At 42.9% G+C, this 22,912-nt stretch carries 25 protein-coding genes; 16 read left to right on the forward strand and 9 right to left on the reverse strand.

Annotation, left to right across the window (positions count from 1 at the left end):
* Positions 1-38 precede the first annotated feature (38 nt).
* Positions 39-335, forward strand: a complete 297-nt coding sequence (locus tag ACJVC5_RS03815; protein WP_408098062.1) for a hypothetical protein — start codon at positions 39-41, stop codon at positions 333-335.
* Here ACJVC5_RS03815 and ACJVC5_RS03820 read toward each other — a convergent pair.
* Positions 332-1,105, reverse strand: coding sequence for a hypothetical protein (locus tag ACJVC5_RS03820; RefSeq protein WP_408098063.1), 774 nt, complete (start codon positions 1,103-1,105; stop codon positions 332-334). The genes ACJVC5_RS03815 and ACJVC5_RS03820 overlap by 4 nt on opposite strands.
* A gap of 123 nt (positions 1,106-1,228) precedes the next feature.
* Here ACJVC5_RS03820 and ACJVC5_RS03825 point away from each other — a divergent pair, with 123 nt between their 5' ends.
* Positions 1,229-1,648, forward strand: a complete 420-nt coding sequence (locus tag ACJVC5_RS03825; RefSeq protein ID WP_408098064.1) for a bis(5'-nucleosyl)-tetraphosphatase — start codon at positions 1,229-1,231, stop codon at positions 1,646-1,648.
* Here ACJVC5_RS03825 and ACJVC5_RS03830 read toward each other — a convergent pair.
* Positions 1,638-1,871, reverse strand: coding sequence for a hypothetical protein (locus ACJVC5_RS03830; protein WP_408098065.1), 234 nt, complete (start codon positions 1,869-1,871; stop codon positions 1,638-1,640). The genes ACJVC5_RS03825 and ACJVC5_RS03830 overlap by 11 nt on opposite strands.
* Positions 1,872-1,972: 101 nt before the next feature.
* Here ACJVC5_RS03830 and ACJVC5_RS03835 point away from each other — a divergent pair, with 101 nt between their 5' ends.
* The gene (locus tag ACJVC5_RS03835; RefSeq protein WP_408098066.1) at positions 1,973-2,464 is read left to right on the forward strand and encodes a HutD/Ves family protein; all 492 of its coding nucleotides are present in this window, start codon (positions 1,973-1,975) and stop codon (positions 2,462-2,464) included.
* 29 nt (positions 2,465-2,493) lie between these two features.
* Here the strand turns inward: ACJVC5_RS03835 and ACJVC5_RS03840 are convergent, their stop codons facing one another.
* Positions 2,494-3,279 carry a hypothetical protein gene (locus tag ACJVC5_RS03840; protein ID WP_408098067.1) on the reverse strand — a complete coding sequence of 262 codons (786 nt, stop codon included), beginning with the start codon at positions 3,277-3,279 and terminating at the stop codon, positions 2,494-2,496.
* 315 nt (positions 3,280-3,594) lie between these two features.
* On the opposite strand from ACJVC5_RS03840, the gene ACJVC5_RS03845 reads away from it, so the two are divergent.
* The 8 genes from ACJVC5_RS03845 to ACJVC5_RS03880 all read left to right on the forward strand — a co-directional run bounded on the left by ACJVC5_RS03845 (position 3,595) and on the right by ACJVC5_RS03880 (position 11,542).
* Positions 3,595-5,118 (forward strand): hypothetical protein, encoded by a 1,524-nt coding sequence (locus ACJVC5_RS03845; RefSeq protein ID WP_408098068.1) that lies wholly within the window; start codon positions 3,595-3,597, stop codon positions 5,116-5,118.
* 130 nt (positions 5,119-5,248) lie between these two features.
* Positions 5,249-6,286, forward strand: coding sequence for a Rieske 2Fe-2S domain-containing protein (locus tag ACJVC5_RS03850; protein WP_408098069.1), 1,038 nt, complete (start codon positions 5,249-5,251; stop codon positions 6,284-6,286).
* A 92-nt stretch (positions 6,287-6,378) separates the two neighbouring features.
* A complete protein-coding gene (locus tag ACJVC5_RS03855; protein WP_408098070.1) occupies positions 6,379-7,569 on the forward strand; it encodes a P-aminobenzoate N-oxygenase AurF in 1,191 nt (396 codons plus the stop codon).
* A complete protein-coding gene (locus ACJVC5_RS03860) occupies positions 7,569-7,862 on the forward strand; it encodes a 2Fe-2S iron-sulfur cluster-binding protein (protein ID WP_408098071.1) in 294 nt (97 codons plus the stop codon). The genes ACJVC5_RS03855 and ACJVC5_RS03860 overlap by 1 nt, the downstream gene beginning before the upstream one ends.
* Positions 7,862-8,878: a Rieske 2Fe-2S domain-containing protein gene (locus ACJVC5_RS03865; RefSeq protein WP_408098072.1), complete on the forward strand. Its 1,017-nt coding sequence runs from the start codon at positions 7,862-7,864 to the stop codon at positions 8,876-8,878. The genes ACJVC5_RS03860 and ACJVC5_RS03865 overlap by 1 nt, the downstream gene beginning before the upstream one ends.
* A complete protein-coding gene (locus ACJVC5_RS03870; protein WP_408098073.1) occupies positions 8,875-9,612 on the forward strand; it encodes a sterol desaturase family protein in 738 nt (245 codons plus the stop codon). Before ACJVC5_RS03865 ends, ACJVC5_RS03870 begins: the two co-directional genes overlap by 4 nt.
* A 71-nt stretch (positions 9,613-9,683) precedes the next feature.
* Positions 9,684-10,217: an acyltransferase gene (locus ACJVC5_RS03875; protein ID WP_408098074.1), complete on the forward strand. Its 534-nt coding sequence runs from the start codon at positions 9,684-9,686 to the stop codon at positions 10,215-10,217.
* Positions 10,208-11,542 (forward strand): GH3 family domain-containing protein, encoded by a 1,335-nt coding sequence (locus tag ACJVC5_RS03880; RefSeq protein WP_408098075.1) that lies wholly within the window; start codon positions 10,208-10,210, stop codon positions 11,540-11,542. Before ACJVC5_RS03875 ends, ACJVC5_RS03880 begins: the two co-directional genes overlap by 10 nt.
* On the opposite strand, the gene ACJVC5_RS03885 is transcribed toward ACJVC5_RS03880, so the two are convergent.
* The 6 genes from ACJVC5_RS03885 to ACJVC5_RS03910 form a co-directional block, all read right to left on the reverse strand.
* Positions 11,487-12,449 carry a ferritin-like domain-containing protein gene (locus ACJVC5_RS03885; RefSeq protein WP_408098076.1) on the reverse strand — a complete coding sequence of 321 codons (963 nt, stop codon included), beginning with the start codon at positions 12,447-12,449 and terminating at the stop codon, positions 11,487-11,489. The two genes, ACJVC5_RS03880 and ACJVC5_RS03885, sit on opposite strands and share 56 nt — an antisense overlap.
* A complete protein-coding gene (locus ACJVC5_RS03890; protein WP_408098077.1) occupies positions 12,446-13,291 on the reverse strand; it encodes an SDR family oxidoreductase in 846 nt (281 codons plus the stop codon). Before ACJVC5_RS03890 ends, ACJVC5_RS03885 begins: the two co-directional genes overlap by 4 nt.
* Positions 13,288-14,016 carry a hypothetical protein gene (locus ACJVC5_RS03895; RefSeq protein ID WP_408098078.1) on the reverse strand — a complete coding sequence of 243 codons (729 nt, stop codon included), beginning with the start codon at positions 14,014-14,016 and terminating at the stop codon, positions 13,288-13,290. The genes ACJVC5_RS03890 and ACJVC5_RS03895 overlap by 4 nt, the downstream gene beginning before the upstream one ends.
* Positions 14,013-15,062, reverse strand: a complete 1,050-nt coding sequence (locus ACJVC5_RS03900; protein ID WP_408098079.1) for a Rieske 2Fe-2S domain-containing protein — start codon at positions 15,060-15,062, stop codon at positions 14,013-14,015. Before ACJVC5_RS03900 ends, ACJVC5_RS03895 begins: the two co-directional genes overlap by 4 nt.
* Positions 15,063-15,124: 62 nt before the next feature.
* Complete coding sequence (locus tag ACJVC5_RS03905; RefSeq protein ID WP_408098080.1) at positions 15,125-17,521, reverse strand: ATP-dependent DNA helicase; 2,397 nt, start codon at positions 17,519-17,521, stop codon at positions 15,125-15,127.
* Entirely contained in the window at positions 17,518-18,552 is a 1,035-nt protein-coding gene (locus tag ACJVC5_RS03910) for a ligase-associated DNA damage response exonuclease (RefSeq protein WP_408098081.1), read from the reverse strand. Before ACJVC5_RS03910 ends, ACJVC5_RS03905 begins: the two co-directional genes overlap by 4 nt.
* Before the next feature lie 122 nt (positions 18,553-18,674).
* On the opposite strand from ACJVC5_RS03910, the gene ACJVC5_RS03915 reads away from it, so the two are divergent.
* The 5 genes from ACJVC5_RS03915 to ACJVC5_RS03935 all read left to right on the forward strand — a co-directional run bounded on the left by ACJVC5_RS03915 (position 18,675) and on the right by ACJVC5_RS03935 (position 22,878).
* Entirely contained in the window at positions 18,675-19,574 is a 900-nt protein-coding gene (locus ACJVC5_RS03915) for an MBL fold metallo-hydrolase (RefSeq protein ID WP_408098082.1), read from the forward strand.
* Positions 19,575-19,710: 136 nt separating this feature from the next.
* Positions 19,711-20,007, forward strand: coding sequence for an RNA recognition motif domain-containing protein (locus ACJVC5_RS03920; RefSeq protein WP_408098083.1), 297 nt, complete (start codon positions 19,711-19,713; stop codon positions 20,005-20,007).
* A 296-nt stretch (positions 20,008-20,303) separates the two neighbouring features.
* Positions 20,304-20,678 carry an RNA recognition motif domain-containing protein gene (locus tag ACJVC5_RS03925; protein ID WP_321395162.1) on the forward strand — a complete coding sequence of 125 codons (375 nt, stop codon included), beginning with the start codon at positions 20,304-20,306 and terminating at the stop codon, positions 20,676-20,678.
* Between the two features lie 205 nt (positions 20,679-20,883).
* The gene (locus tag ACJVC5_RS03930) at positions 20,884-21,921 is read left to right on the forward strand and encodes an FUSC family protein (RefSeq protein WP_408098084.1); all 1,038 of its coding nucleotides are present in this window, start codon (positions 20,884-20,886) and stop codon (positions 21,919-21,921) included.
* A 42-nt stretch (positions 21,922-21,963) separates the two neighbouring features.
* Positions 21,964-22,878, forward strand: coding sequence for a CorA family divalent cation transporter (locus ACJVC5_RS03935; RefSeq protein ID WP_408098085.1), 915 nt, complete (start codon positions 21,964-21,966; stop codon positions 22,876-22,878).
* Positions 22,879-22,912: the final 34 nt, after the last annotated feature.

Consider the following 22,912-nt stretch of genomic DNA (forward strand, 5'->3'; position numbering starts at 1 on the left):
ACGCCTGCATAAAATCCTTAACCCAACAGAGGTACACAATGAAAACTCTCCTTGCTTCAATGTTAGTGGCATTCTCTTTCTCGGCCATGGCCGCTTGTAATCCAGAGGCCCAATTCATTGGAGAAGTCACTAAACTCAAAGTTTATGAATCACACTTCACTTTCCAAGTTCGTGTCACAAGACACTTCTCTCCAAGCATAGTTTGCCCGATGTACGGTGAGGATGTTGAGAGCGCCGTCCTTGCTTACCCTGGAAAACCAAGTATCAAGAACGGCGATGAAATTTCAGGCGTGATGGTTTACGACGTTGCTACTGACTCGTACAAGATCGACTAGATTTCAGGCAAGTACTGAGCGCCGCATTTTTCTTTAATGACGGCGTAGGCATCTTCGTCGTTTACGAATTTAAATTTCGGATGACCATCCTGGGTCCAAAAAGTTGGGCCCGGGATTTTACAAGCTGGAAGCCCCTTCTTAATCACACTCACAGTTTTAGCAAGACGAGGATCTGCGCCCTTCGCATCTGATCTCAGCATAATGCCTTTCCCGGTATAATCAATTTGAGCGAATTTTCTTTGGGCACGATCAGGGTTTAGATCCACCGGTTGCTCAGTCATGACTCCACCAATGAGGGTCTTGTATTTTTTAAAGACCACCATCTCCTCACCTGTGTTCAAAGTGACGATAAGGTTTTGGTCCTGCTCTTCAACATGCATCTGTCCGATACGAGGCAAGAACACCAACATGGTCTCGAAATAATCTGAAGTTCTGCCCGAGCCAACATAATCGGTCATCCAAAGATAAGTGTCACGTTTAGCGCCATCATCACTTACAAAAAAGAAGTCACGAGTTGGATATTCAAAGGAATCATTGGGCTCAGTTGGGACAATGTCATTGGGCCCAAAGTTTGTGAAACTAAAACCACGCTTAAATAAGACTTCATTATCATCGGCACCATACTCAGTCCTGAAGATCTTTGAAACATCATTACGAGCAGTGATGTAGTTGTAGCGATCAATTCGGGCCACATCACGTTCGAAAGGAACGATGGTAGCGGCGAAGGCCGTAGTTGAAATGATAGAAGCAAGAATAATTGATTTAAGCATAAAAACCTCTCAGATCTTCAGGCTAACATGCTCTGATTTTTGAGCAACAACTTCCACTATGACAAAATCTTTCACTGACGCTGCAAACATTGCTACAAACAGTGATTACGCTAAGATGATGAGATGAATCAGACGCAGTTATCAGCAGGAATCGTACCTATAAGAAAGAAAAAGTCAGAATGGGAGTTCCTGATCCTGCGTGCTTTTAGTTACTGGGACTTTCCAAAGGGAACAGTTGAGGCGGAAGAAAATGCCCAGGTCGCGGCGGTGAGAGAACTTGAGGAAGAAACTGGGATATCTCGAGTGGATTTTAAATGGGGCAACAAGTTTATTGAGACTGAGCCCTATGGAAAAGGAAAAGTCGCTCGATATTACGTGGCCCTGGTAAAAGAAGATTTTGAAATACAATTCCTGCCAAATCCCGTGACGGGAATAATTGAACATCATGAATACCGTTGGCTTTCTTATGAAGAAGCGAGACCGCTGTTAGTACCGAGGGTTCAACGGGTCTTAGATTGGGCACAAAAGCTCATCACTCATTGACCTCATCATCTTCTTGCTCAATCAGATTTCCTAAGGCAAAAAAGCCGTTAAAAACCAACTCATCTGCCTCTTCAGGAAGATTGCATCCATCAAGATAATCATCGTTACCTAGATTATGATTCAAACTGGATCCATCATGATAGTCATGTAGACCTTTTCTAAAATTCATATGAGCAATTTTTAATTTAGGCTGCTTACCCTCTATAGTTGGTTTTGGGTCCATAAATCCTCCATACTCATTGTGCATCACGGATGCCATCGCTAATTAATGGAATTTATGTCAGACTAAATTCTCTTCGCGGTAACTTCGCCTCAAAGGAAATAATGAAACGTTTTAGTGCCAAAGACTTTAAAGAAATGCCTTGGAAGAATGGTGGAGGAATCACTACTGAACTCTTTCGTATACCCGATGGAGATGGTGGTTTTTTACTTCGCATTTCACGCGCACGGGTAGAAAAAGATGGCCCCTTTTCTTTTTTCCCAGACGTAGATCGGAAACTTCTGATTCTCGAAGGAGAAGGTTGCCGTTTAATTTTTCCTTATAAGGAAGAAGTTCTTCAGAAAGGACGTGTTCTTGAGTTTAAGGGTGAAGATTCGATTGATTGCAAACTTTTAAAAGGACCCTTCGTTGATTTTAATATCATGATCGCGAGAAAGTATGGAGAAGCGAAAGCGACTATTTCTTCCTCTGACTTTCAAAATGCGCAGTATATCTATCATCCTCGTACAGAGACCTTGTTCCAATTTGAAAACGAAGAGGTACGAGTGGATTTTCCAGGAGAAGAACACATAATAATCAAAATCCAGGAAAAATAAAAAGGCCGGGAAAAATCCCGGCCTAAGTGCTATTTTACTGAATAGTAAATATAAGGTTCTCTTACTTTAAGCTTATCACTCTCTTTCTTCTTCAACTCGTCAAACACTTTACCTCTCACACTAAAAAGACCAAATTTAATGTCTGAGATTTGAAGTGTTAATAGACCCGAAGTGGCATCATAGCTCACATTTCCATTGGCCTTTACCTTCCCTGAAATTTGCGCCTTCACTTCTGCGGCCAGATCGAACTTACCATTCGTCGAATTCAGAGTGACAGAATTCACACCAAGATTGGCCTTTTCATTTGTAAGCGCTGATGAAAGAGCTTCCATGACGCCTTCTTCAGCTTGAGAAGTAAATTTAGAAGTTTTAAACGTCATTTTCTGAATACAACCTGAAATAAGTTGATCCATCACTTCCTTATGTGCAGACTGACGATCACAGCTCAGTGATAAGTTATCGAGTTTCATGCTGTCGTCTTTTGAGTTAAAAATCCCTTGAACCAGGGAGAGACTCGCGCGATTTGAAAAATCCAAATTAAAATCTCTCACCACCATGGTCTCTGCTTCTGTCATAAAACCCGGAGCATCTTTAAGGGTGAACTCTGCAGTTTCAGCGCCTGTAACGCTAAGATGAAAATCCTTATCAACTTTATCAACGCTCACTTGCACACCGACCAGACGAGAAAAAGAGGCCGCTGATCCTTCACCATGAGGATCCGTATATGTGAAATTGAAATTCTTAACTGAGACTTGAAGATCGTTTGCTAGAGCAAAACCCGAAACGAAAAGAAAACTAAAGGCCAGCTTCTTCATAAAAAATCCTTTTGAGAATATTCAATGAATGGCTTGTCGGGCAGGCACAGGCAGCATTTACAAAAATGGGCAATGCCCACTTATTAAGGAAAAAAGCTCCTGCATTTGATCTTTCCGCTCGGAATTCCTCTTAGGTACGTCTCTAGGAAGAAAGCTCAACCTTATGGAAGTTCATGACCGACAAATCGACTGCGACTTTTTTTCCAGTCTCGGTCAGCATACAAATTCGAGAGAGAATGAAAGGACTTTAAGTTTAGGGAATGGTGCCCCTAAAATTAAGGAGTTCACTTCAAATTAAGCACTCAGGAGTTACTCATGAATCACTTTGTGAAGAGCATCGGCTTGTCGCTTGTTCTTTCTGCTTCAGCTTTTGCGGCCGGAAAAAAAGAAGACTACAAGAATTACTACGTACCTAGTTTAAAGGAAGCTTCTTTTGATGATGCCGAGTTCATCAAGGAAAAGAAAGAATGGACCAAGGCGAATCGTAAAATTGCCAGCCAATCTTCTTTTTCTAATAGTGACATGAGTGAAGATCTTCAAAAGCTTCGTGAAGAGTGGCTACAAGTAAAAACAGGTGATCAGATGGAGGCCCTCTTAAAGGCGTCTCAAACAAAATATGATACTTACTCAGAAGACACTCGTTACTTCCTGGCACAGATGCAACTGGCACTTCCACTTCGTGGAATCGTTTGGCGTCTTCGTCCTCTTTTTGAAGAAGGAAAAGGTTTCTTTGGTAACAAATCAACTCACGTGACGGCAGTTCAAGCAGTACGTACAGTGATTTCCGGCCTTAAAACTTTTCTTCCAACAAAACAAACAGACGCTAGCATCCAGTTTTTTACTGAGCCATCAGTTGAAATGACAAAGTCTCAGCAGTTTCATTCTATCGCCCAAGTTCAGAACTTTCTCATGACAACAGTCATACCGGCGATCACTGAAGCTTCTAACCGTATTACGGCCCTTTCAAAAGATGGTAATCACAAAGCATTTATCTGGGACAATAAGATGGCATTTGGCACCGGCACTTTTGACGACGAGATTCATCGCTTCGTAGGTCACGGTCCAGCAGAGATTAACTTCACAATTGCTTCTCTTGCTCGTGCTCAACATAACATTCTTGTGTACTGTGCTTATAACCAAGACCAAGCAATTACTCTTGCTGGTCAAATGGGCTCACACTTCGGAATTGATTCAAGTATCTTCGCTTCTAAGAAAGAAGATCTGGGAATGACAGACCAAGAACGTAATGCCCTTGTTCGTCGTGCTACCGCAAAGAAGTTTCTTGAACTAAGAAACTATGATGGTTCACAATACGGAAGTAAATTAATGAAGCAGGCCTACATCGCTCTTAAGAATTCAGTGGTGTATTTCGAGCGTTCTCATTCTTATCTCCAAGGCCGCGAGGCAGCTCCATCCATGTCTCTGAATCCAATTCTCTTCCAAGAAGATGGTCCAATGAATCTGGACAAAGGAATTAAGAACATGAGAGCAGTAGTTTCAGGTATTGCTGAAGTGAGAGACCCAGTTTCAGGTGAAACGGTGACAATCAACGTTCCAGCTTTCTATAACAATCCTCCTGCTTCGCTTGCAGTTCTTATGCCCACAGACTTTGAAGGCGGTGATGTTCAAAAAACAATTAAGAACAAGAAAGGTGAAAACCTGATCGTGAGAAATTACACTCGTGGTCGTTCAATTGCTTGGGACAATAACACTTGGAAGCAGTATGTACCAAGCGCTGAAGGCCAAAAACCTGGGTATATGGCGGACGCTCGTCGTATTATCCAGTATAGCCCTGGAACATCAGCAGTATTTGGTCTACCAGACATGTTCGTTCACTAAAAAATGCTCAAAGGGAGGCCAGAGTGCCTCCCTTTTTTTATGTTCATCTCAAGAAGTGGATCGAATTCGTCGATAAATAAGCAAATTTGCCGGAGTAGTAGTACGTCCCTTCGTACACTAAAATTGTTGTATGGCCTACTTTGAAAAGATCAAAAAATTTGGTGTGAATGGTTTCGTTCCCGAGGGCTGGTATTGGCTCATGCGCTCGGATGAAGTGAAACGCGGCAAGGCCTATCCTGCAAAATTCTTAACGATTGATCTCGTTCTCTATCGCGGCGAAGATGATCAAGTTCGCGCTTTCGATGCTCATTGCCCTCACATGGGTGCTCACCTTTGTGACGGATTTGTAGAGGGAAATTCCATTCGCTGCCCTTTCCATTTCTGGAAGTATGATGAGCTTGGAAAATGTTCTGAAATTCCTGCGCAAAAAGAAATTGGAAATATGCCGGGCCTTAAATCCCATAAGGTTCGAGAGGCCTATGGCCTTATCTGGCTTTGGACCGGGCACAAAGAAGACACAGAACAAGTTCCGGTGGTACCGGAGCTCGTAGGCATTCCCCTTGATTCAAAACTAGGTTCTAACTTTGTGAAGAACTGTCACCCAAACGTGGTGATGATTAACGCCATCGACATTCAGCATTTCCGTTCAGTTCACCAGCTGATTGTGGACCTGGATATGAAGGTCACTCCCCTAACAGACCGCTGCATTCAATTCTCAAATATCACACCGATGCCTGAGAAGAACGCCATCCTCCGTTTTGCTAAGAAGTTTTATAAATCAGCACTGACTTATGAAATGACATACTGGTGGGGCCACACGGGTTCCGTGATGGTGGGCCCTGACTTCCTACACTTCTACATTATCTTTGCTCTTCGTCCGACCTTGGACGGGAAGACCGAAGGACAAACGATTCTTGTGACCAAGAAACGCAAAGGCCTCATGGGTCTTCTTGTGAATCCAATTCTCTTGTTTGCGACTAAGCTTGTTGGTGATTATTTTGCGAAAGGCGACACCATCATCTTCACACGAATCAAATTCAAGTACCAGACCCCTATCAGGGCCGATAAGGCGATTATTGATTTTGTAGAACACTATGAGCGCCAAAATGAGGCCTCTAAGTATTCTCCTCTTCAATCGGTCCCTAAAAAAGAGACTGTTAACAGTTAATTATTCGGGATTCTGATAACTTAGACCGTTCATTTTTGACTGGAAACGACCGAAAAGAGATTGAAATTACTCAATATTTACAGGGATTTCTTATGAACAGAAATTTGAGTCAACGTCACAATATCTGCCTTGCTGATGACCAGAAAACCATGAAGCGAATTGAAATCGCTTTGAAACGCAGTAAGGAACTTGATCAAACTCTGATGATGGATCAGGCCTCAAAAGACTTCGAGTACGAGACCTGCAAAAATGAGATGTGGAACCCTGAACGCTTCTCACTTCTTTATAAAACCTGGATTTGGGAACAAGCAACTCCAGATCAAAAAGTAAAACTTAACCAACTTTTCTGGATCGCCTATTACTCACAGATTATTTCTGCTGAGATCGCAACTATCTTCTTTAACCAAACCAGTGCTGCCGCTCTTTACGGAATGGAAGATTTTCGCGTGGTGTGTGACACCTTAGATTTGGAATCAGCACAAGAGCGTGCACATATTCACGCTTTTAAAACTGTCAGTGAGAAATTCGAACAGGAAGTTTTTGGTGAGAGAATTTTCTCTTACCCAATGCGTACACCGTTTGAGAAGACCATGCTTTTTTCTGATCTAGGTGACTTCAAACAATGGATAAGAAAATGGCAGCTCCAGGCCTTTACGGCGATTTCGGCCAATTCTGCATTCGTAGGATGTCAGTACTTTACTGTCAGAGGTCTTAGAACTCTGAACGGTAAAATTGTTCAGCACCAGCTTTCTCGTTATTATACAGAACATCAGGACAAGGACAATGCGCCTATTCCTTCGAAGATCAGTTACTATCACTTCATTGATGAATCGTTTCACTTCAACACATCAACTGTGGTGTCTCATGATGTGATTAACTCTCTTCCTAAACCATCAAAAATCGAAAGCATCATTGGAAATATGGCCCTTCATGGTTGTCAGAAGGACCACTATAACTTCTCAACGGCGATTAATGGTATCTTCTGGTATGATCCGGCCCTTTACCAGACAGTTTATAAACTGATGCGCTCAAAAGTTTTCAACATGAATCATCAGGACGCCCTAGAAGCGATTCGAAAATCGTTCTGTGAAGAGAGTGAAGGCATGCTCGCAAGTTACAAAACTCACCGAGAATCAGTTGATAGCTACAAGGCCTATCTTCAGGATTTCCACTACATTAATAAAGAAAACAAAGAACTGACTCTTATGGCGAGCAATAATCTTGAGAAACATCTTAAGACCAATCGCAGGGCCTTTGAGAGCTTCAAAAAGAAGGCCGCTTAATGAGTTGTCGAATTGAGTTTGTTGATTCAGATAAATCTCCCATGGATTTAAAAGAAGGTGAATGCCTTTCTGAGAGACTGACAATTCATAATTCTCCTATTCTTTTTGGTTGTCGAATTGGTATCTGTGGAACTTGTGCCATCGAAGTTGTGGATCAAGATAAACCACTTCATGAGCGTACTCATGACGAAAAAGAATTCCTGGGGGCCATGGCACCGGGAAGAGACAATGTTCGTCTCGCCTGTCAGATTCATATCAATACCAATATCAAAGTTAAAAAGACCGATATCTGATGAAACGTGAAGACTTCTGGTACATCGTTGCTGAAAGCCAAGAACTGGAAAAGAACCAGGTCATTTCTCGTTCTCTTCTAGGTGAGTGGCTCGCTATTTTCCGCAATGACACTGGAAAAATCTCTGCTCTTCAAGACAAGTGTTTACATCGAACCGCTCAAATCTCACGAGGAAAAGTCGTCGAAGGAAAACTTCAGTGTCCGTACCACGGCTGGACCTACGACACAGACGGGAAAGTGGTGCATATTCCTTCCATGGGTCCTCAGTTTAAACAAGGAACAAAATGTTCTAAAAGTTACGAGGTGCTTGAGCAGGAAGGCTACATCTACGTTCGACTTTCGTCTGAGAATTCGGATGTAAAACCATTCCCTATGCCTTGTCACAACAAACCAGGCTACACAACCATTCGCTTACAGCATGTTTTTAAGAACAACGTTACCAACTGTGCAGAGAACTTTGTCGACATTCCCCACACGACCTTTGTTCATCCTAAAATTTTTCGTGATGCTAAACACGAAAAATTCGGTGCCCTCATCGAACGGGCCAATGGCAGCGTGAAAGTGACCTATAAAAATGAGAAGAAAAACTTTGGTTGGTTCTCTTGGTTCTTAAACCCTAAGGGTGATGAGATCGGTCACACCGATGAGTTCTTCGCTCCTAATATCACGACCGTGAACTATTACTTCGGTGGAAAGAACCACTTCATCATTACTTCACAGTCAGTGCCAGTGAATGAAGAAGAAACGTTGGTCTATACTGACTTAACTTATAATTACGGAATCTGGACTTGGTTAAGCCGCCCTTTAGTCAGGTGGCAGGCAAAAGTGATTATCGGCCAGGACGTTGAGATCCTCGATAATCAAATGAAGACCATCAAAAAGTATGGGGCCCATTTTCAAAATTCTCCGGCCGATTTAATTCATACTTGGATTGAATCTATTCAAGCAGAGATTCAAGAAGGACGAGATCCCAAACTGCTCCCTCGAAAAGAAGCGGAGATTGAATTCTGGGTATGAACCTCGTTATTCTTTTTTTCACCTTCTCGGCCCTCACGATCATCGGTCTTCTGAACGAAGAAACAAGAAATGCCACTTTCTCTCGCACGAAAGAAGAATGGACCGCGGACATGGCGGGCCTTTTCATCCAAGGTGTCATTGTCCCGGCGGTTCCTTTCCTAACGGTGCCCTTTCTCTACGAATTCTTTCCTGCCTTCGCTGGAAAAATAGATCTTAGTGGCTTTGTTCAATTCATACTTAGTTTCGTATTGGTTGATTACCTCTACTACTGGAACCATCGCATTTTTCACCGTCGTCATTATTGGTTTATTCACCGAATGCACCATAGCTCTCGACACCTGGATGTGTTTGCCACTTCCAGAAATAGCATGATCACTTCTTTTCTCTTTGTTTACATTTGGTCTGAAATTATCGGTATGTATCTTCTGAAGGACAGCACCTTCTTTATGCTAGGTCTAGGTCTGACCTTCGCCCTTGATCTCTGGCGCCACAGCGGTGTGAAACAGCCTCATGCTCTCCATTCAGCTCTTAGCTGGGCCTTCATCATGCCCGAGCAACATGTTCTTCATCATTCACTTGTAGGAAGAAACAGAAACTATGGGGCGAATTTCTGCTGGTGGGACAAACTCCACGGAACGTTTTCTCCTAATGAAGTAAAGAATAAAGAACTCGAAAGAATCACCAATAGAAATGTTTGGCAGGAACTCTTCACTCCCTGGAAGGTGAATAAATGACCTTAGGCGGACGATTAGTTTCATTGTTCCCTCTTTTTTATCTCATCTGTGTTTTTGGATGGGTGGGGAAAATGTTTGCCGATTTCGAAACGTTTGACCCCTTGGTTCTCATTTTCATTGTCTATCTCATGCCACTACTGATTCATCGAGTTCACTTTTTCTTTTTCCCGTTTACCGATGGCTACTGGATCCTTTCTGAAAAGAAATATAATCCATGGTGGGCCTCGCATATGTTTCAGTATCCCTTCATTGCTTGTCCGTGGATTGAAAGCCTTCTGCACTTCGTACCTGGATTGTATTCCGCCTGGCTTCGCGCTTGGGGAAGTAAAATCGGAAAAGAGGTCTTCTGGACTCCAAGGGTAGAAATTGTTGATCGCGGGCTGGTAGAAATTGGTGACTACTCGGTCTTTGGACATATCTCGGCCATGTGCTCCCATATGGTGGCCGACATCGACGGAAAACCAGCGCTGGTGATTAAGACCATCAAGATTGGAGAAAAGTCCTTTATTGGTGCTGATTCACAAATTGGTCCCGGCGCCATTGTCCCTCCTCGCACTAAGCTTAAACCGAAGTCCAGAATCTACTGGCGTGGCGAATGGCCGTGAACATTCCTTTTCAGTTGGTCAAAGTCTCTCTCGCACTACTTGCGACCATCAAACGCAAAGAATTTATCGACGCATGTAAAAATCCGGCCCATGCACAAGCACGTCTGAAAGAGAAACTCGGACCACTTCCCGATAGACCGACCACCTATCAGAATTATGAGAACCTCAGAACTCCTGATGTGCTTTTTTACGAGACGACTTCGGGTTCTACTGGCATTAAAAAGAAAATTCCTTATACCAAGACCCTCTTAAAATCTTTTGAGAACATGTTTCTTTTATGGGCCCATGATTTAGTTTTTTACTCAGCTCTGGGTCTTAAATCCGGAAAGTTCTTTATGAGTGTCTCGCCTCAAATTGGTGAGACTGTTAAAGATGATCGCCAATACCTTTCCCCCATGGTGAATTTGCTTTTAAACCCTTTCCTCGCCTCCAATCCTAATGAACATAAGGCCCGCACTTCGGAAGAATTTCTAATGAAGATTTCGCAAGATCTTCTCAAAGCAAAGGACCTGGAAATCATTTCGATCTGGAGTCCTACTTACTTTTTGAGTGTCTTGGATTTTATGGAGACCCATGGGTTAGTGACCAATCCTGACTGGGAGGAAATCTGGCCCGAGCTTAAACTCATTTCTTGTTGGACCAGCTCTCAAGCTGAACTTTCTGCCAAAGCACTTCAGAAGAAATTTCCCCATGTAAAAATTCAAGGAAAAGGCCTTCTATTAACCGAAGCGCCTATTACTGTTCCTTGGACCGAGGCCCATGGCGATCTTCCACTACTCATGGAAACTTATCTCGAGTTCTTGGATGATAAAGGCAAGATTCATCCTCTGCATGAGATCAAACGAAATCACAAATACATTGTTCTTACCAGTACGACTAATGGTTTTCTTCGCTACAACACCTTGGACGAAGTTGAAGTCACTGGTTTCTACTTCCAAACACCTGTGCTGAAATTCTTAGGCAGAACTGGTGGACATTCAGATCTCGCAGGAGAAAAACTCTCTGATTCAATTCTGCGGGAGCTTTTTCCCTTTCCGCTCCTTCTCGTTCCTAATCAGGAAGAGGCCCTTCCCTATTATGAGGCCTATACTGAAGAATCACATGAGATAGAAAAAGGACTTCGTGAGAATTATCATTACAATCTTGCCCGCGAGTTGAATCAACTCCGTGAAGTGAAGATCATCAAAGTCCCAAATCTACGTCAAAAGTATCTGGAGTTTTATCAGTCACTAGGAATGCAGTTAGGTGACATCAAAGAAAGAATGCTGATTAACGATTCGGTGCAAGCTCAAAAATTCCGGGAATGGATTGCGAAAGGGCGCTAGTCATTTCTTCCAATGACATCGGTGTAAGATACCCCTTGGCCTTGACCCTTTCTAAAACTTCATCTGGTAAACTCTTCGCAATCAGTTGTCCTAAGAGTTCCATTTTCCCACTGGTCACCACTACCGCATTGGTCTCTATTAGAAATTGTTTTAATTGCTCAACACTTGGATTTTCAAACTGACGGAAGACCTCTTCACAAATGCTATAAGGACCGACCTTCACCATAAAAGAGATGCGTTCAAAGTATCCCATGAACTCATCGACTTCCTTATCACTCATACCATTCTTATGATTCGTAAATAGAATCACACCGGCCGAATGGTGACGGATTTCATCTTTCACAATGTTCTTAAAAGTTTTGGCAACGTTCTCGTCTTTGGCGGTTTTTGCCAAGGTCTTATAGTAATTAAGTCCCCAACCTTCGAGGAGAATTTGAATCAAAAGTAAGTGAGAAGTTCTTTGCGCTTCTTGAATGATTTCACCAATAAGAAGCGAGAATGAAGGAATGCTTTCAAGTGAGGTGCTGAAGTTCGCAAGAGACTCCACCATTCGTAAATGCTTTGCCTCTTCCTCGCCCACAAAACAATAAAACTCGCGCTCTTCTTTATTTTTGGCAGCCAGATTCATTTTTCCAGCGTAGGCCATGCCAGCGCACTCAATGAAGTACGCCTCTTGGAGAATCTTTTGACTAAGAGATACTAGAATAGAATTACGGGCCTCAGCTGAAAGCGATTTCCAGGTCTCAGATTTTTTTACATGAAAAAAATCTTCGTCCCAAATTGGAACATTCTCTTTCCCCATAGGATTCTTTGTCTCCCCATGGACCTTTGCCGTAAGCTCCAGGAGATTTAAAAACTCCTTTTGCTCTTTAGGCAAGTTTGAAAGAAAGAGATGAGGAAACTTCAAGCAATCTTCCCAGTGAATAGTTTTTTAAAAGCCACATCCATGATGCCGTAATAAAGCCCGGTCGGAAGAAATCTTCTTAGAACGTAGCTCATGCCACCGTCCTTACCGAACACCTTTCTCATCGGCAGTTTCGAGCGTTTAGATAGCTTTAAAATACCTTCAGATACCTCTGTCGGTTCCTGAGGCTTACGGGCCGAGATCTTGGCGTGAATCTTCTTATAGTTTTCGAATTGTTGGCGGTAAACACTCGCTGGATTCTTCATACTCCAAGCGAGATTAGGACCGAAATTGGTACGGTATCCACCCGGCTCGATGAGACAGACCTGCACACCATGGGGAGCAAGTTCCCCACGAAGTGATTCAGTCAGACCTTCCACCGCAAACTTACTGGCACAGTAAAGACTTGTTAGCGGAAATCCCATGAAACCGAACACAGAAGAGAAGTTAAAAATCTTCCCACGAGACAATCTCAAAAGAGGAAGAAACGCTTGGGTCACATTCACAGTTCCAAAGAAATTCACTTCCATTTGGTAACGGATTTCTTCTTCTTGAAGGTCCTCAAGAGCACCAAAAAGCCCATAACCAGCATTATTGATGAGAATATCAATTGAGCCAAACTGTGTTTCAACTTCTTTCACAGCGGCGGCAACTTCGGATTTATTTGTCACGTCCATCGAAATCTCCGTCAGACGCGCATTGGGTTTTCTTTCTGATTCAAAAATTTCTTTTCTTGAAGTGAGATTTCTTCCGGTTGCAATGACATGATCTCCATTACGAAGAAACGCATGCACGAGGAGCTTGCCAAAACCAGAAGTGGCACCTGTAATTAATACTTTTCTCATTTTTTTCTCACTTGAAATGCTTTCTTTAAAGCGTATTTAAATGGCATCCAGACTGTCATCTTGGCAATGCAAGTCAGCTCATGTCCGTCCTGCCACTTAGGGTTCTGTTGTTGGAAAAAGGCGATCCGCGGCTCTTTCAAAAGCTCCGGAGTAATATCGGCCACATGCTCTCGTAAAGCACATGAGCGACCATCATAAGCAATAATGCCAGTATCAGGATGATAGTGCTCACCGAATTTTTTTGCATAAAACTCATTCATAAGAGCTTTATATTCGGGTGGTATCGCCTGATCATAGCGCGGATAATGATAAGCGAAGTTATTGGCCATCAAAAGATAAGTTTTGTAGCCCTTAGAAATTAAGAACCAATAGACCGCGGTTCCCGGTCGCTTCATTTTTAATTTCCACAGATACTTTAAGAACTCAATACCAAGAGCTGGCGATCCCCAATATTCTTTGTTGGTAACAGTGTCTCCACTGTAAACACCAAGAACGTTCTTACCGGCCTTCTTAAGTGGAACTCGTAAAAGAGTCGAAAAGCCCTGAATCGAACGATCCTGCTTGTCACGAAGAATGATGACATGGTTCTTCTCATAGAGATCATGTTCAAAAGTCACGAGAGTATGATTCTGATAGTACTCAGAAAAAAGTTGATACATCCTTTCGATGTCTGAACGCTTTAATTTTTTCACTCGTACCGTAGAAGCTATTAGCTGTTTTCTCATGGAAGCTTCCAAGGTGAAGATTTTAATTTATTTACGTACTGGATATACTGGGCCACCGGTCGATCAATTGAGAGGAGTGTTCCTGGGTAAAAGCGCATGTTCTCATACACTTCTCCGTCTTCGCCTTGAAGAGAATTAAAACCCATCTTGGTCATCATAATAAGGGCGCGTTCGATGAGTCTACCGAATGGTCCTGACCGTTTCTTCGTCACAAAAATCGGTTGAACCAATATTCTCCCCTTCGCAATCGGACGATAAGCAAAAATCATATGAAGCGTGGGCCACTTCTTTCCAAAGAAATAAACGTCCTTCATGAGAGTCAGAAAACCGTTATTTCCGTGATCGTATCTCATGGAGTATGAGTATTCTGGGCCCAAAAAGAACTTCGAAATTTTTTCAAAGAGATTCCCCTCACCGATTTTTCCGGTCAGAGTAATGTCCATCAGGTTCCCTGCTTCGGGTTCAGCGATGTCCACCTTCATCTCGATATCTAAGCTGTGGACGGTCTTTAAATGTTGAGGATCAATCCCGTTAATCATTGTCACATGATGGTGACAAGTTCTCTCGTAGCTTTGACCAAAATGGATGATAGTATTCTTGTGATCTTCAATTTCGGGAAAATCCACCAGCTGATGTTTTGGATTGGCATCGGGATAGACCCAGATCGAGCCGTATTTTTCAGTAACTGAATAAAAAGGAACTTTCGCTTTGGCAGGAATTTCATTCTGGCAGGGAACCTTAATACAAGTTCCTTCCGTATTAAACTGCCAGTGATGAAAAAAACATCTCACGGAATTCCCGATGACTTTGCCTTTTCCTAAATGAGTTCCCATGTGAGGGCAGTAAGCATCGAGAGCTCCGACCTTTCCGTCTTCACCTCTGAAGATCACTAACTCTTGTCCGCACAGCTGCAATGACCTCACACCGCCAATAGGCAATTCTTTTGAAGGTAAAGCATAGTACCAACCATAGGCGACTTCATTCCAGTTGTTGAAAACGGGAAAGTCTTGGATGGGCTGAGTTGTTTGGTTTTTAACCGCGTACATCCTTAAAATTTTAAGAGTGAACAGGATGGCCGTCGAGATAGGGTGATTTTGTCGTTAGGAGACTAGTTTACTTCAGTATCTTCAATCTTGGCCCAGAAGCTCCTGACATCATTAAGAATAGAACTCGATACCAGTTCCCTCGGCGACGACTGAAACCAGTCCTGAGGAAGAGATTGTGAATAACTTTTTTCTAGAAAGCGGTCATCCATTAAAACAATAATTCCACGGTCACTTTCCGTCCTGATCACTCTCCCCGCTGCTTGGACCGCCTTTGCCATGGCCGGAAAAGTATAGGCATAATCAAAACCCGCCTGATAGGAGGTCTCATAGTAGTCTTTCATGCGTTCACGTTCAAAATCAAAACTCGGAAGTGGTGGGCCAATCACAAAGGCACCAATCACCATATCGCCTGCATAATCAATTCCTTCTGAAAAGACTCCGCCTTGAACTCCGAAAAGAATCGTAGGTCCTGTTTGTGCTTTTAGCTTTTCAAGGACCTCTTCCACGTCACTATTTTTCATATATCGGTTTTGTTTAATGACCGTGAATCCGGCCGGTACTTTGAAAGTTGCGAGTGTCTTCTCCATGAAATCAAAACTCGGAAAGAACGCCAGATAATTTCCAGGACGAAGACTTGTCACTCGTTGAATTGTTTCAGCGACCTTAGGGTAGTTTTGTTGTCTCGCTGAAAATTTGGTGGAGATTTGAGGGATGATCAGGACCTTTCTATTCTCGGCCTTAAACGGAGAAAGAAACTCTTCCAGAATAAGTTTTTCGTCAGCAAGACCTGCTAACTTCGCATAGTAATCAAATGGCTTTAAGGTCGCTGAGAAAGCGACCACATTTTGAAAATTGTTATAACGATCTTTAATCAGTTCCGAAGCATCACAACAGGTGATCTTAATCGAGTGATTCTTTCCATCGTTCTGGCCGGTAATAAAAAATGCCGAATCAGTTGTTCCTACTGTCATGAGGGTGTCCGAAAACTCTCCCCAGTAAAACACCAATCTTAAAACCACGTCTCGAGCCTTAATCTCAACGTCAGACTCAAGGTATTTTGAAAGGAACGCTTTAAGTTCTTCATTCACAGCGATGAATGGATCAATGTCGAGCTTCAATGCTTTTGTTTCCACTGCATCTGGACTCGCCTCTTTAATCGTCATGAGGCACAGATCAATCAGTTCTTCTCCGTCGCGAGCAAACTTCTTAGGAAGATCTTTCATGTCTTCACGCATGTTTTCAATACTGTGACTTGAAAGCACCGGAGAGAACTGTCCCATAGTTCGACTTGGTAGATTGTGGGCCTCATCGATGGCGAGATTAGGTCTGCCTTCTTGAGAGTAACCAGTCGCACTTAAACGCCCAATCGTTCCTTCATGACCAAAAATATAATTGTAGTCACAAATGACAGTATCTGCTTCTTCGATCGCCTCAATCTGAAGTTCAAATGGGCAGACCTCATATTTTTCCGCCATGTTCTTAAACACGCGGGAAGTAAGTTTCTTCTTCTTATGAAGTTCATTACGCAGATCATGAGTATTGAGTTTATCGTAATAGTCTTTAGCAAACTCACAGTAGTCTGGATTACACAAAGGCTCGGCCTTCATGCACATCTTACTTTTTGCCGTGATGGTTAGAGATTTCGCATTACAACCTTTCACTTGAAGCTTTTCAATCGCTTCTTCGGCCACAGACTGTTGGCTATTTTTGGGAGTGATGTAAATCACTCGTTGACCACGCTTCAAAGATTCTTTGAGCGAGGGATACAAAACTCCCATGGTTTTACCTAGACCCGTCGGGGCCTGGATCATCATACGTTTTTGTTTCTCCATTCCCGCTTCAATGAACTGAATAAGTTCCATCTGGCCCTGACGAGGAGTGGGAAACGGGAACGGCATATTTTCTGAAAGTTTAATTCTTCGAGCGAGTCGCTTCTCGGCCTTAATGGCGTTCTCCACCAATTCATCTAACCTTCGATCAAGCCATGATTCATACTCAAAGCGATCGAGATAGGCGCTTACATCTTGACTCTCCTCTCGACGAGAAGACACCAAGTGAAAACTTAAATCTGGTTTCACATCATTCTGGACCCAATAAAAATATCCATAAGTCAGAAGTTGAAGGTAATAAGGATGATCCATGCGTTTATCCCGCAGGGTCTTCCCTAGATCGAAAATATTAAAGCTCGATTTGATTTCTTCAATGTGAGGTTTTTCACCTGGAATGAATCCATCCATGCGTCCAGAAACTTCAAAGCGGTAACCATCTCGATCAAAAAAGTGATTGATACTCACTTCTGATTCGTAATCTGGAATTTCTGCAATTCTTTCGGCCTGAACTTTTTGATGAAGCTCACGTCCTTTCTCCATGCTGGTCTTATAACCTGAAGAAGGTTCAATGCTTCCTCTTAACGGAGACGGCATGGCAAAGTCTTGGAGAGAAAGCTTAATGACTTTCATATTAAGACAAGATTCTCGCCCACTTTAGGCTGAAAATGCTCAATGTTTAATTCATCAATAGCAAAGGCAGAGATGCCCTGGAGTTTTAGATGGCGAATAAGAGCTCCGTCTCGATGTTGAACGTAGACTTTTTTAGCACCGGTTTCTTTGATCGTGAGGTTCAGATCGTTCCAGTCAGCGTGGTCGGACATGACAAAACCTTTATCATAGTTGTTTCGCCATCCACCTTGCATCCATCCCGAAGCAAAGGCCTTACTGTAATTACCTAAATGATGAATCCAGCTCTCCGACAAAATGGAAGGAGGAGCAAGAATCAGTTCGCCTTGCAGGCGTTGATCAAAAATAAGTTCCTTGATTTTATCCATCAAAAGCACAGTATCCGCCAGTTTCCGATTTTCGCGACGATAACATTCGTTCAGGTCGTGAATCGAGTTATGAATTAAAACTGGTTTATGGGCGAACGGATGAAGTTCCGCCAGAATTCTTTGAGCTTTTCCGAGAGAATATCCAAAAAGAATTGAATTAAGTCCCCTCTTTTCATTATTGCTCCACCATTCATGAATCATGCGGCCATGCTCAAGATTTTTCTGCCACACAAACTTCGGCGTGCCGAAAGTGGCCTCCGTAATGAAGGTATCGCATTTAACATTTTCAAAGGGGTCACAGCTTGGATCTGGATCACGTTTATAATCACCCGAAGCGACCCACACTTCACCTTTGTGCTCGACTCGCACTTGAGCAGAACCCAAAATGTGACCGGCAGAATGCATACTGACTTTTACATTATTTAAATAAAAAACTTCTCCATACTCATAGGTTTCAACTTCAATCTTTTGACCAAGTCTGGACTTAAGAAGTCCTTCACCACTTCTGACACAAATATATTTTTTAGAACCACGACGAGCGTGATCACTGTGGGCATGAGTTATGATGGCGAGGTCTACTGCACGATGTGGATCAATATAAAAATCGCCAGCTGCGCAATAGAGACCTTTCTCGGTCCATGTGATGAGAGGAGCGGATTGAAACATGAAAGGATTTTTGCATAACGATGAATGAAACTCAAGAAAGCAAATGCGCTATTTGACTCCCTCCGCATTCACAGCAAAAGAATCCTCGATCATAATCAAATCAACCTTATCAAGGAGTTATCATGCGTATCCACCATTTAAACTGTGCCTCCTTCTGTCCCTATGGCGGTCACTTGATGGATGGTATGACTCCTGGAATAGGTCCTGCTCGTTTAGTTTGTCACACTCTTCTGATTGAAACAGAAAAAGGTCTGGTCTTAATTGACACGGGCCTTGGATTAAATGACGTTCATAAACCGCAAGAAAGAATTACCAGTTTTTTTCATAAACTGGTGCGGCCGCTGCTTAAAGAAGAAGAAACAGCTCACTATCAAATTAAGGCCCTCGGCTTTAAACCAGAGGACGTGAGACACATCATTCTCACTCACCTGGATTTTGATCATGCTGGTGGCATTGATGATTTTCCGAATGCCAAAGTTCACGTCATGAATGCAGAAAAAGAGGCCGCCAAAAATCGAAATACTTTCCTCAGTAAAAATCGTTATTCACCATCACAACTCACGACCATGAAACACTGGAACACCTACTATCCTGAAGGAGAACGTTGGTTTGGATTTCAGGCCGTGCGTGATCTTGAAGATCTTCCGCCTGAAATTTTATTGGTTCCATTGATTGGCCATACTGAAGGTCATGCTGGAGTGGCGATTCACACTGATCAAGGTTGGCTTCTTCACGCTGGTGATGCTTACTTCTACAGAGGAGAAATGGACAGCACTTATCACTGTACTCCAGGACTTCGTGCTTATCAGAAAATGGTCGAGGCCAATCGACCAATGCGTCTTATGAATCAGCAAAGACTTCGTCATCTCGCTGCTACTCACTCACATGATTGCACTATTTTCTGTGCTCACGATGCGATTGAATATCTTTCACTGAAGGAAGGTCTTCAGCGAAATTTGCTCTCCACTGATTATCAACTTCCATTTGATTCAAATGATCTGGCGGGCCTTGGATTAAGCTAGGCATATAAAACTTTAGAATACTTTTAGTGTCTTTTAATCAGAGTTTAGTGTTAGGTAATCCGCAGTCGTGTCAGAGAATCTTTGGTGTTTTTACCCAGATCCTCTTTACGCTATCCATGCCTTAGGAGGTTTTGAAATGGGTAAGAAAATTTATGTCGGTAATCTTCCTTTCAGCACTACAAGCGAATCTCTTTCAGAAGTGTTCGCTCAATTCGGAGCAGTTGATTCTTCAAAGATCATCACTGATCGTGAAACTGGCCGTTCAAAAGGTTTTGGTTTCGTAGAGATGAGTGATGCTTCTGCGGCAGATTCTGCGATTCAAAAACTACACGGTTCGGATCTCGGCGGTCGTGCTTTGACTGTAAACGAAGCTCGTCCAATGGAGAAACGTGAGGGTGCTCGCCCTGCCCGTCCTGCCGGAAATCGCTGGTAATTTTTTCCTTATTTAATCCGTCCGACCCCTTCTTAAACGGGAGGGGTCTCCTATTTTGTGACCAACCCTCTGTTTTCAATGGCATTTTGCTCCGCTTCTCGATTTTGAGAATTTAAGGGGTTTTACGTCCATTCTAAAAACCACCTTTAAATTTCATAACCCTTTAAAATTATGCTATGCTTGGATGAAGAATTAGTGCTAATTAATTCTTATTACTTGTCGCTGTAAGTGTTCTTCGAGCAAAGTCGCTCATGATCCTCTGAAAGCGCGTACCTGGGCCTTAAGGAGGTTTTCACATGGGTAACAAAATTTACGTTGGTAACTTACCATTCTCAGCAACTAGCGACGCTCTGAACGAACTATTCTCAAAGTTCGGCACAGTTGATTCTGCTAAAATCGTTATGGACAGAGATACAGGCCGTTCAAAAGGTTTCGGCTTCGTAGAAATGTCTTCAGGTGACGAAGCTGCAGCTGCAATCGAAAAACTTAACGGTTCAGATATGGGTGGTCGTTCACTAGTTGTTAACGAAGCTCGTCCTATGGAGCCACGTACTGGTGGTTTCGGCGGCGGCCGTGGCGGCGATCGCGGTGGAGACCGTGGTGGACGCGGTGGTTTCGGTGGTGGCCGTGGTGGCGATCGCGGTGGTGACCGTGGTGGAAACCGTTGGTAATCTCTAAACTCTAAAAGTTAGAACCAAATAAGGGCCGGAGAAATCCGGCCCTTTTTATTTCGCACCAACGAGGTGGCCACCGAAGGTGGAAACCGTTGGTAATCTCTAAACTCTAAAAGTTAGAACCAAATAGGGCCCTCGCAAGAGGGCCTTTTTTTTTGCCCACAGAAATGCGCTTAAACCGGCGCCCATGTATAATCCCCTCATGTCACTCAAAGACCACATTCAAGAAAGTCTAAAACTCGCTCCTGCCCCTTCTCCATGGCCCCGAATGATCTTATGTGCTCTGAGTGTTACTCTTCCTCTAATCGCGGGTTACATTCGTCACGATCAAGCTTCTGCCATTTACGGGGCACTCTTTGCGTTCACCATGATTTTGAATGATCACTTTGGTCCTCTAAAAAACCGTGTGCTTCATTTGCTCTCGGTTTTTTTCTTCCTCGCCTGTGCTTTTGCTTTTGGCCTAATGATCTCGGGAAGCCTCCCCTTGGTCATGATCACCCTTTTTGTCATGGCCTTCATATTGGGCAAATCTAAGGGTCTAGGACTCGAACTTGAGCGACTTCTCCTCACTTCCACTTTTCAACTTCTGACTGCGTCCCAAACACCGGGTCTTAGAGAACACTTTCTAAAACCTGTTATCTATGCGTCGGTATCGCTGCTTAACTACATTGTCTGCTTGGTTTTGGTCTTCCTCATCATGAAGCACACCTCTAACTTTCAAAAAAGTAAGCGCCTTGAACTTTTGGAGGCGATCAAAAAGAAGGACACTGTTCGTTATGCGTTTACTCTCGCCACTATTTCCTGCCTGGGACTTTTTCTGGCCCATATCTTTAAATTAGAAAGAGGCCACTGGATGGTAGGTACAATCCTAATTGTGATGATGCCGAATAAAACTTTGAGTTTTCAACGAAGCTTTCAAAGAATTATTGGAACTCTGTTAGGTGGACTAATCGCTTCAGTCATTATTCATTTTACCGACGGCCCCATCTGGACCATCACCTTCTGTGCCATTGCTGCTTTTCTTGCTCCTCTGGGCCTAATTAAAAACTACTGGCTAGGTAACACTTTTATCGCGGCCTTTATTCTTTTATTTCTGGATTTTGGTCATCCAGGCCCCGTGGATTCTGACTTCCAGTATGCCATGGTAAGACTTGTGGACATTGCTCTAGGTTGCCTTGTAGGTGCGCTTGGAACTTTGATCGCTTTCCCTGATTCATTTAATAAGATCTTCAAAAAATAAAATAGATTTGTTTCTTTTCTGGTCTGGTGATTTAATTAATCCATGATCACAGAAAATCTCCTCTCAAATAGAAGCTTCACCTGGTTTGACGTCCATGAACCTCATTCCGACGATTTTGAACGTTTGAATACGGAGTTTAATCTTCCTTATCTTCTAGTGCAGGATACGCTTCGTCCGGAACATCTTCCTAAGTATGAGTTCACGGAAGAGGGTCACTTCTTGATGATGAGAAGTTTTGATAGCGAATGTGGAGCAGAGGCCACGACGGTTCAGGACATGACCCGCAAGATCGCTCTCTATATTACGGATCATCGTCTTCTAACTATTCATCGAGTGGAGCTTCCTTACCTCTCAAAAGTAATTGAGAAGTGCAAGAAAACAGATCAGCCTAAAACCATTCAAGGTCTGGTTCACCAGGTGGTATTAGGAACTATTCGCTCATACGAAGATCCGATTAATAATCTGCAAAATCTTTACGATGATTTCGAAAGTGATGTTCTCTCAAAAAAACTGGGTCTAGATACCACCCGTATTTATCTCTTTCGTCGTCAGCTCTTTGTGATTAAAAGAATTCTAAAACAAACCAACGATGCCCTTTATCACTCCAAAGAGTTTTGGGATGAAAACCAATCCATGCTCCAGGACTTAAAGGAAAACATTGATCAGCTTTACTTTCAGTTGGATGAAATCTCTGACAACTTCGAACACCTTTTTGAACTTCATATTGCTCTGAATGATCAAAGAGCAAACGAAGTAATGAAGGTATTAACAGTTTTCTCAACCATTCTCCTTCCACTCAACTTTTTAGCTTCGTTCTATGGAATGAACTTTACCCAAATTCCGGGCCTTGAATCAAAGCATGCCCTTAATTTGGTCATCACCGCAATGATTCTTATCTGCGTTGGTGGAATATGGTTCTTCCGCTACAAAGGTTGGTTTAAAACTCCTCGCGAATAGTAAGGCGTACTCCAGAATAATTTAGGCCTTGATG

Source organism: Peredibacter sp. HCB2-198 (assembly GCF_045999315.1).
Lineage (GTDB): Bacteria > Bdellovibrionota > Bacteriovoracia > Bacteriovoracales > Bacteriovoracaceae > Peredibacter.

Coding starts and splice junctions, on each gene's coding strand:
- ACJVC5_RS03815 (WP_408098062.1), top strand. CDS start 39: ATGAAAACTCTCCTTGCTTCAATGTTAGTGGCATTCTCTTTCTCGGCC.
- ACJVC5_RS03820 (WP_408098063.1), bottom strand. CDS start 1,105: ATGCTTAAATCAATTATTCTTGCTTCTATCATTTCAACTACGGCCTTC.
- ACJVC5_RS03825 (WP_408098064.1), top strand. CDS start 1,229: ATGAATCAGACGCAGTTATCAGCAGGAATCGTACCTATAAGAAAGAAA.
- ACJVC5_RS03830 (WP_408098065.1), bottom strand. CDS start 1,871: ATGGACCCAAAACCAACTATAGAGGGTAAGCAGCCTAAATTAAAAATT.
- ACJVC5_RS03835 (WP_408098066.1), top strand. CDS start 1,973: ATGAAACGTTTTAGTGCCAAAGACTTTAAAGAAATGCCTTGGAAGAAT.
- ACJVC5_RS03840 (WP_408098067.1), bottom strand. CDS start 3,279: ATGAAGAAGCTGGCCTTTAGTTTTCTTTTCGTTTCGGGTTTTGCTCTA.
- ACJVC5_RS03845 (WP_408098068.1), top strand. CDS start 3,595: ATGAATCACTTTGTGAAGAGCATCGGCTTGTCGCTTGTTCTTTCTGCT.
- ACJVC5_RS03850 (WP_408098069.1), top strand. CDS start 5,249: ATGGCCTACTTTGAAAAGATCAAAAAATTTGGTGTGAATGGTTTCGTT.
- ACJVC5_RS03855 (WP_408098070.1), top strand. CDS start 6,379: ATGAACAGAAATTTGAGTCAACGTCACAATATCTGCCTTGCTGATGAC.
- ACJVC5_RS03860 (WP_408098071.1), top strand. CDS start 7,569: ATGAGTTGTCGAATTGAGTTTGTTGATTCAGATAAATCTCCCATGGAT.
- ACJVC5_RS03865 (WP_408098072.1), top strand. CDS start 7,862: ATGAAACGTGAAGACTTCTGGTACATCGTTGCTGAAAGCCAAGAACTG.
- ACJVC5_RS03870 (WP_408098073.1), top strand. CDS start 8,875: ATGAACCTCGTTATTCTTTTTTTCACCTTCTCGGCCCTCACGATCATC.
- ACJVC5_RS03875 (WP_408098074.1), top strand. CDS start 9,684: ATGTTTGCCGATTTCGAAACGTTTGACCCCTTGGTTCTCATTTTCATT.
- ACJVC5_RS03880 (WP_408098075.1), top strand. CDS start 10,208: ATGGCCGTGAACATTCCTTTTCAGTTGGTCAAAGTCTCTCTCGCACTA.
- ACJVC5_RS03890 (WP_408098077.1), bottom strand. CDS start 13,291: ATGAGAAAAGTATTAATTACAGGTGCCACTTCTGGTTTTGGCAAGCTC.
- ACJVC5_RS03895 (WP_408098078.1), bottom strand. CDS start 14,016: ATGAGAAAACAGCTAATAGCTTCTACGGTACGAGTGAAAAAATTAAAG.
- ACJVC5_RS03900 (WP_408098079.1), bottom strand. CDS start 15,062: ATGTACGCGGTTAAAAACCAAACAACTCAGCCCATCCAAGACTTTCCC.
- ACJVC5_RS03905 (WP_408098080.1), bottom strand. CDS start 17,521: ATGAAAGTCATTAAGCTTTCTCTCCAAGACTTTGCCATGCCGTCTCCG.
- ACJVC5_RS03910 (WP_408098081.1), bottom strand. CDS start 18,552: ATGTTTCAATCCGCTCCTCTCATCACATGGACCGAGAAAGGTCTCTAT.
- ACJVC5_RS03915 (WP_408098082.1), top strand. CDS start 18,675: ATGCGTATCCACCATTTAAACTGTGCCTCCTTCTGTCCCTATGGCGGT.
- ACJVC5_RS03920 (WP_408098083.1), top strand. CDS start 19,711: ATGGGTAAGAAAATTTATGTCGGTAATCTTCCTTTCAGCACTACAAGC.
- ACJVC5_RS03925 (WP_321395162.1), top strand. CDS start 20,304: ATGGGTAACAAAATTTACGTTGGTAACTTACCATTCTCAGCAACTAGC.
- ACJVC5_RS03930 (WP_408098084.1), top strand. CDS start 20,884: ATGTCACTCAAAGACCACATTCAAGAAAGTCTAAAACTCGCTCCTGCC.
- ACJVC5_RS03935 (WP_408098085.1), top strand. CDS start 21,964: ATGATCACAGAAAATCTCCTCTCAAATAGAAGCTTCACCTGGTTTGAC.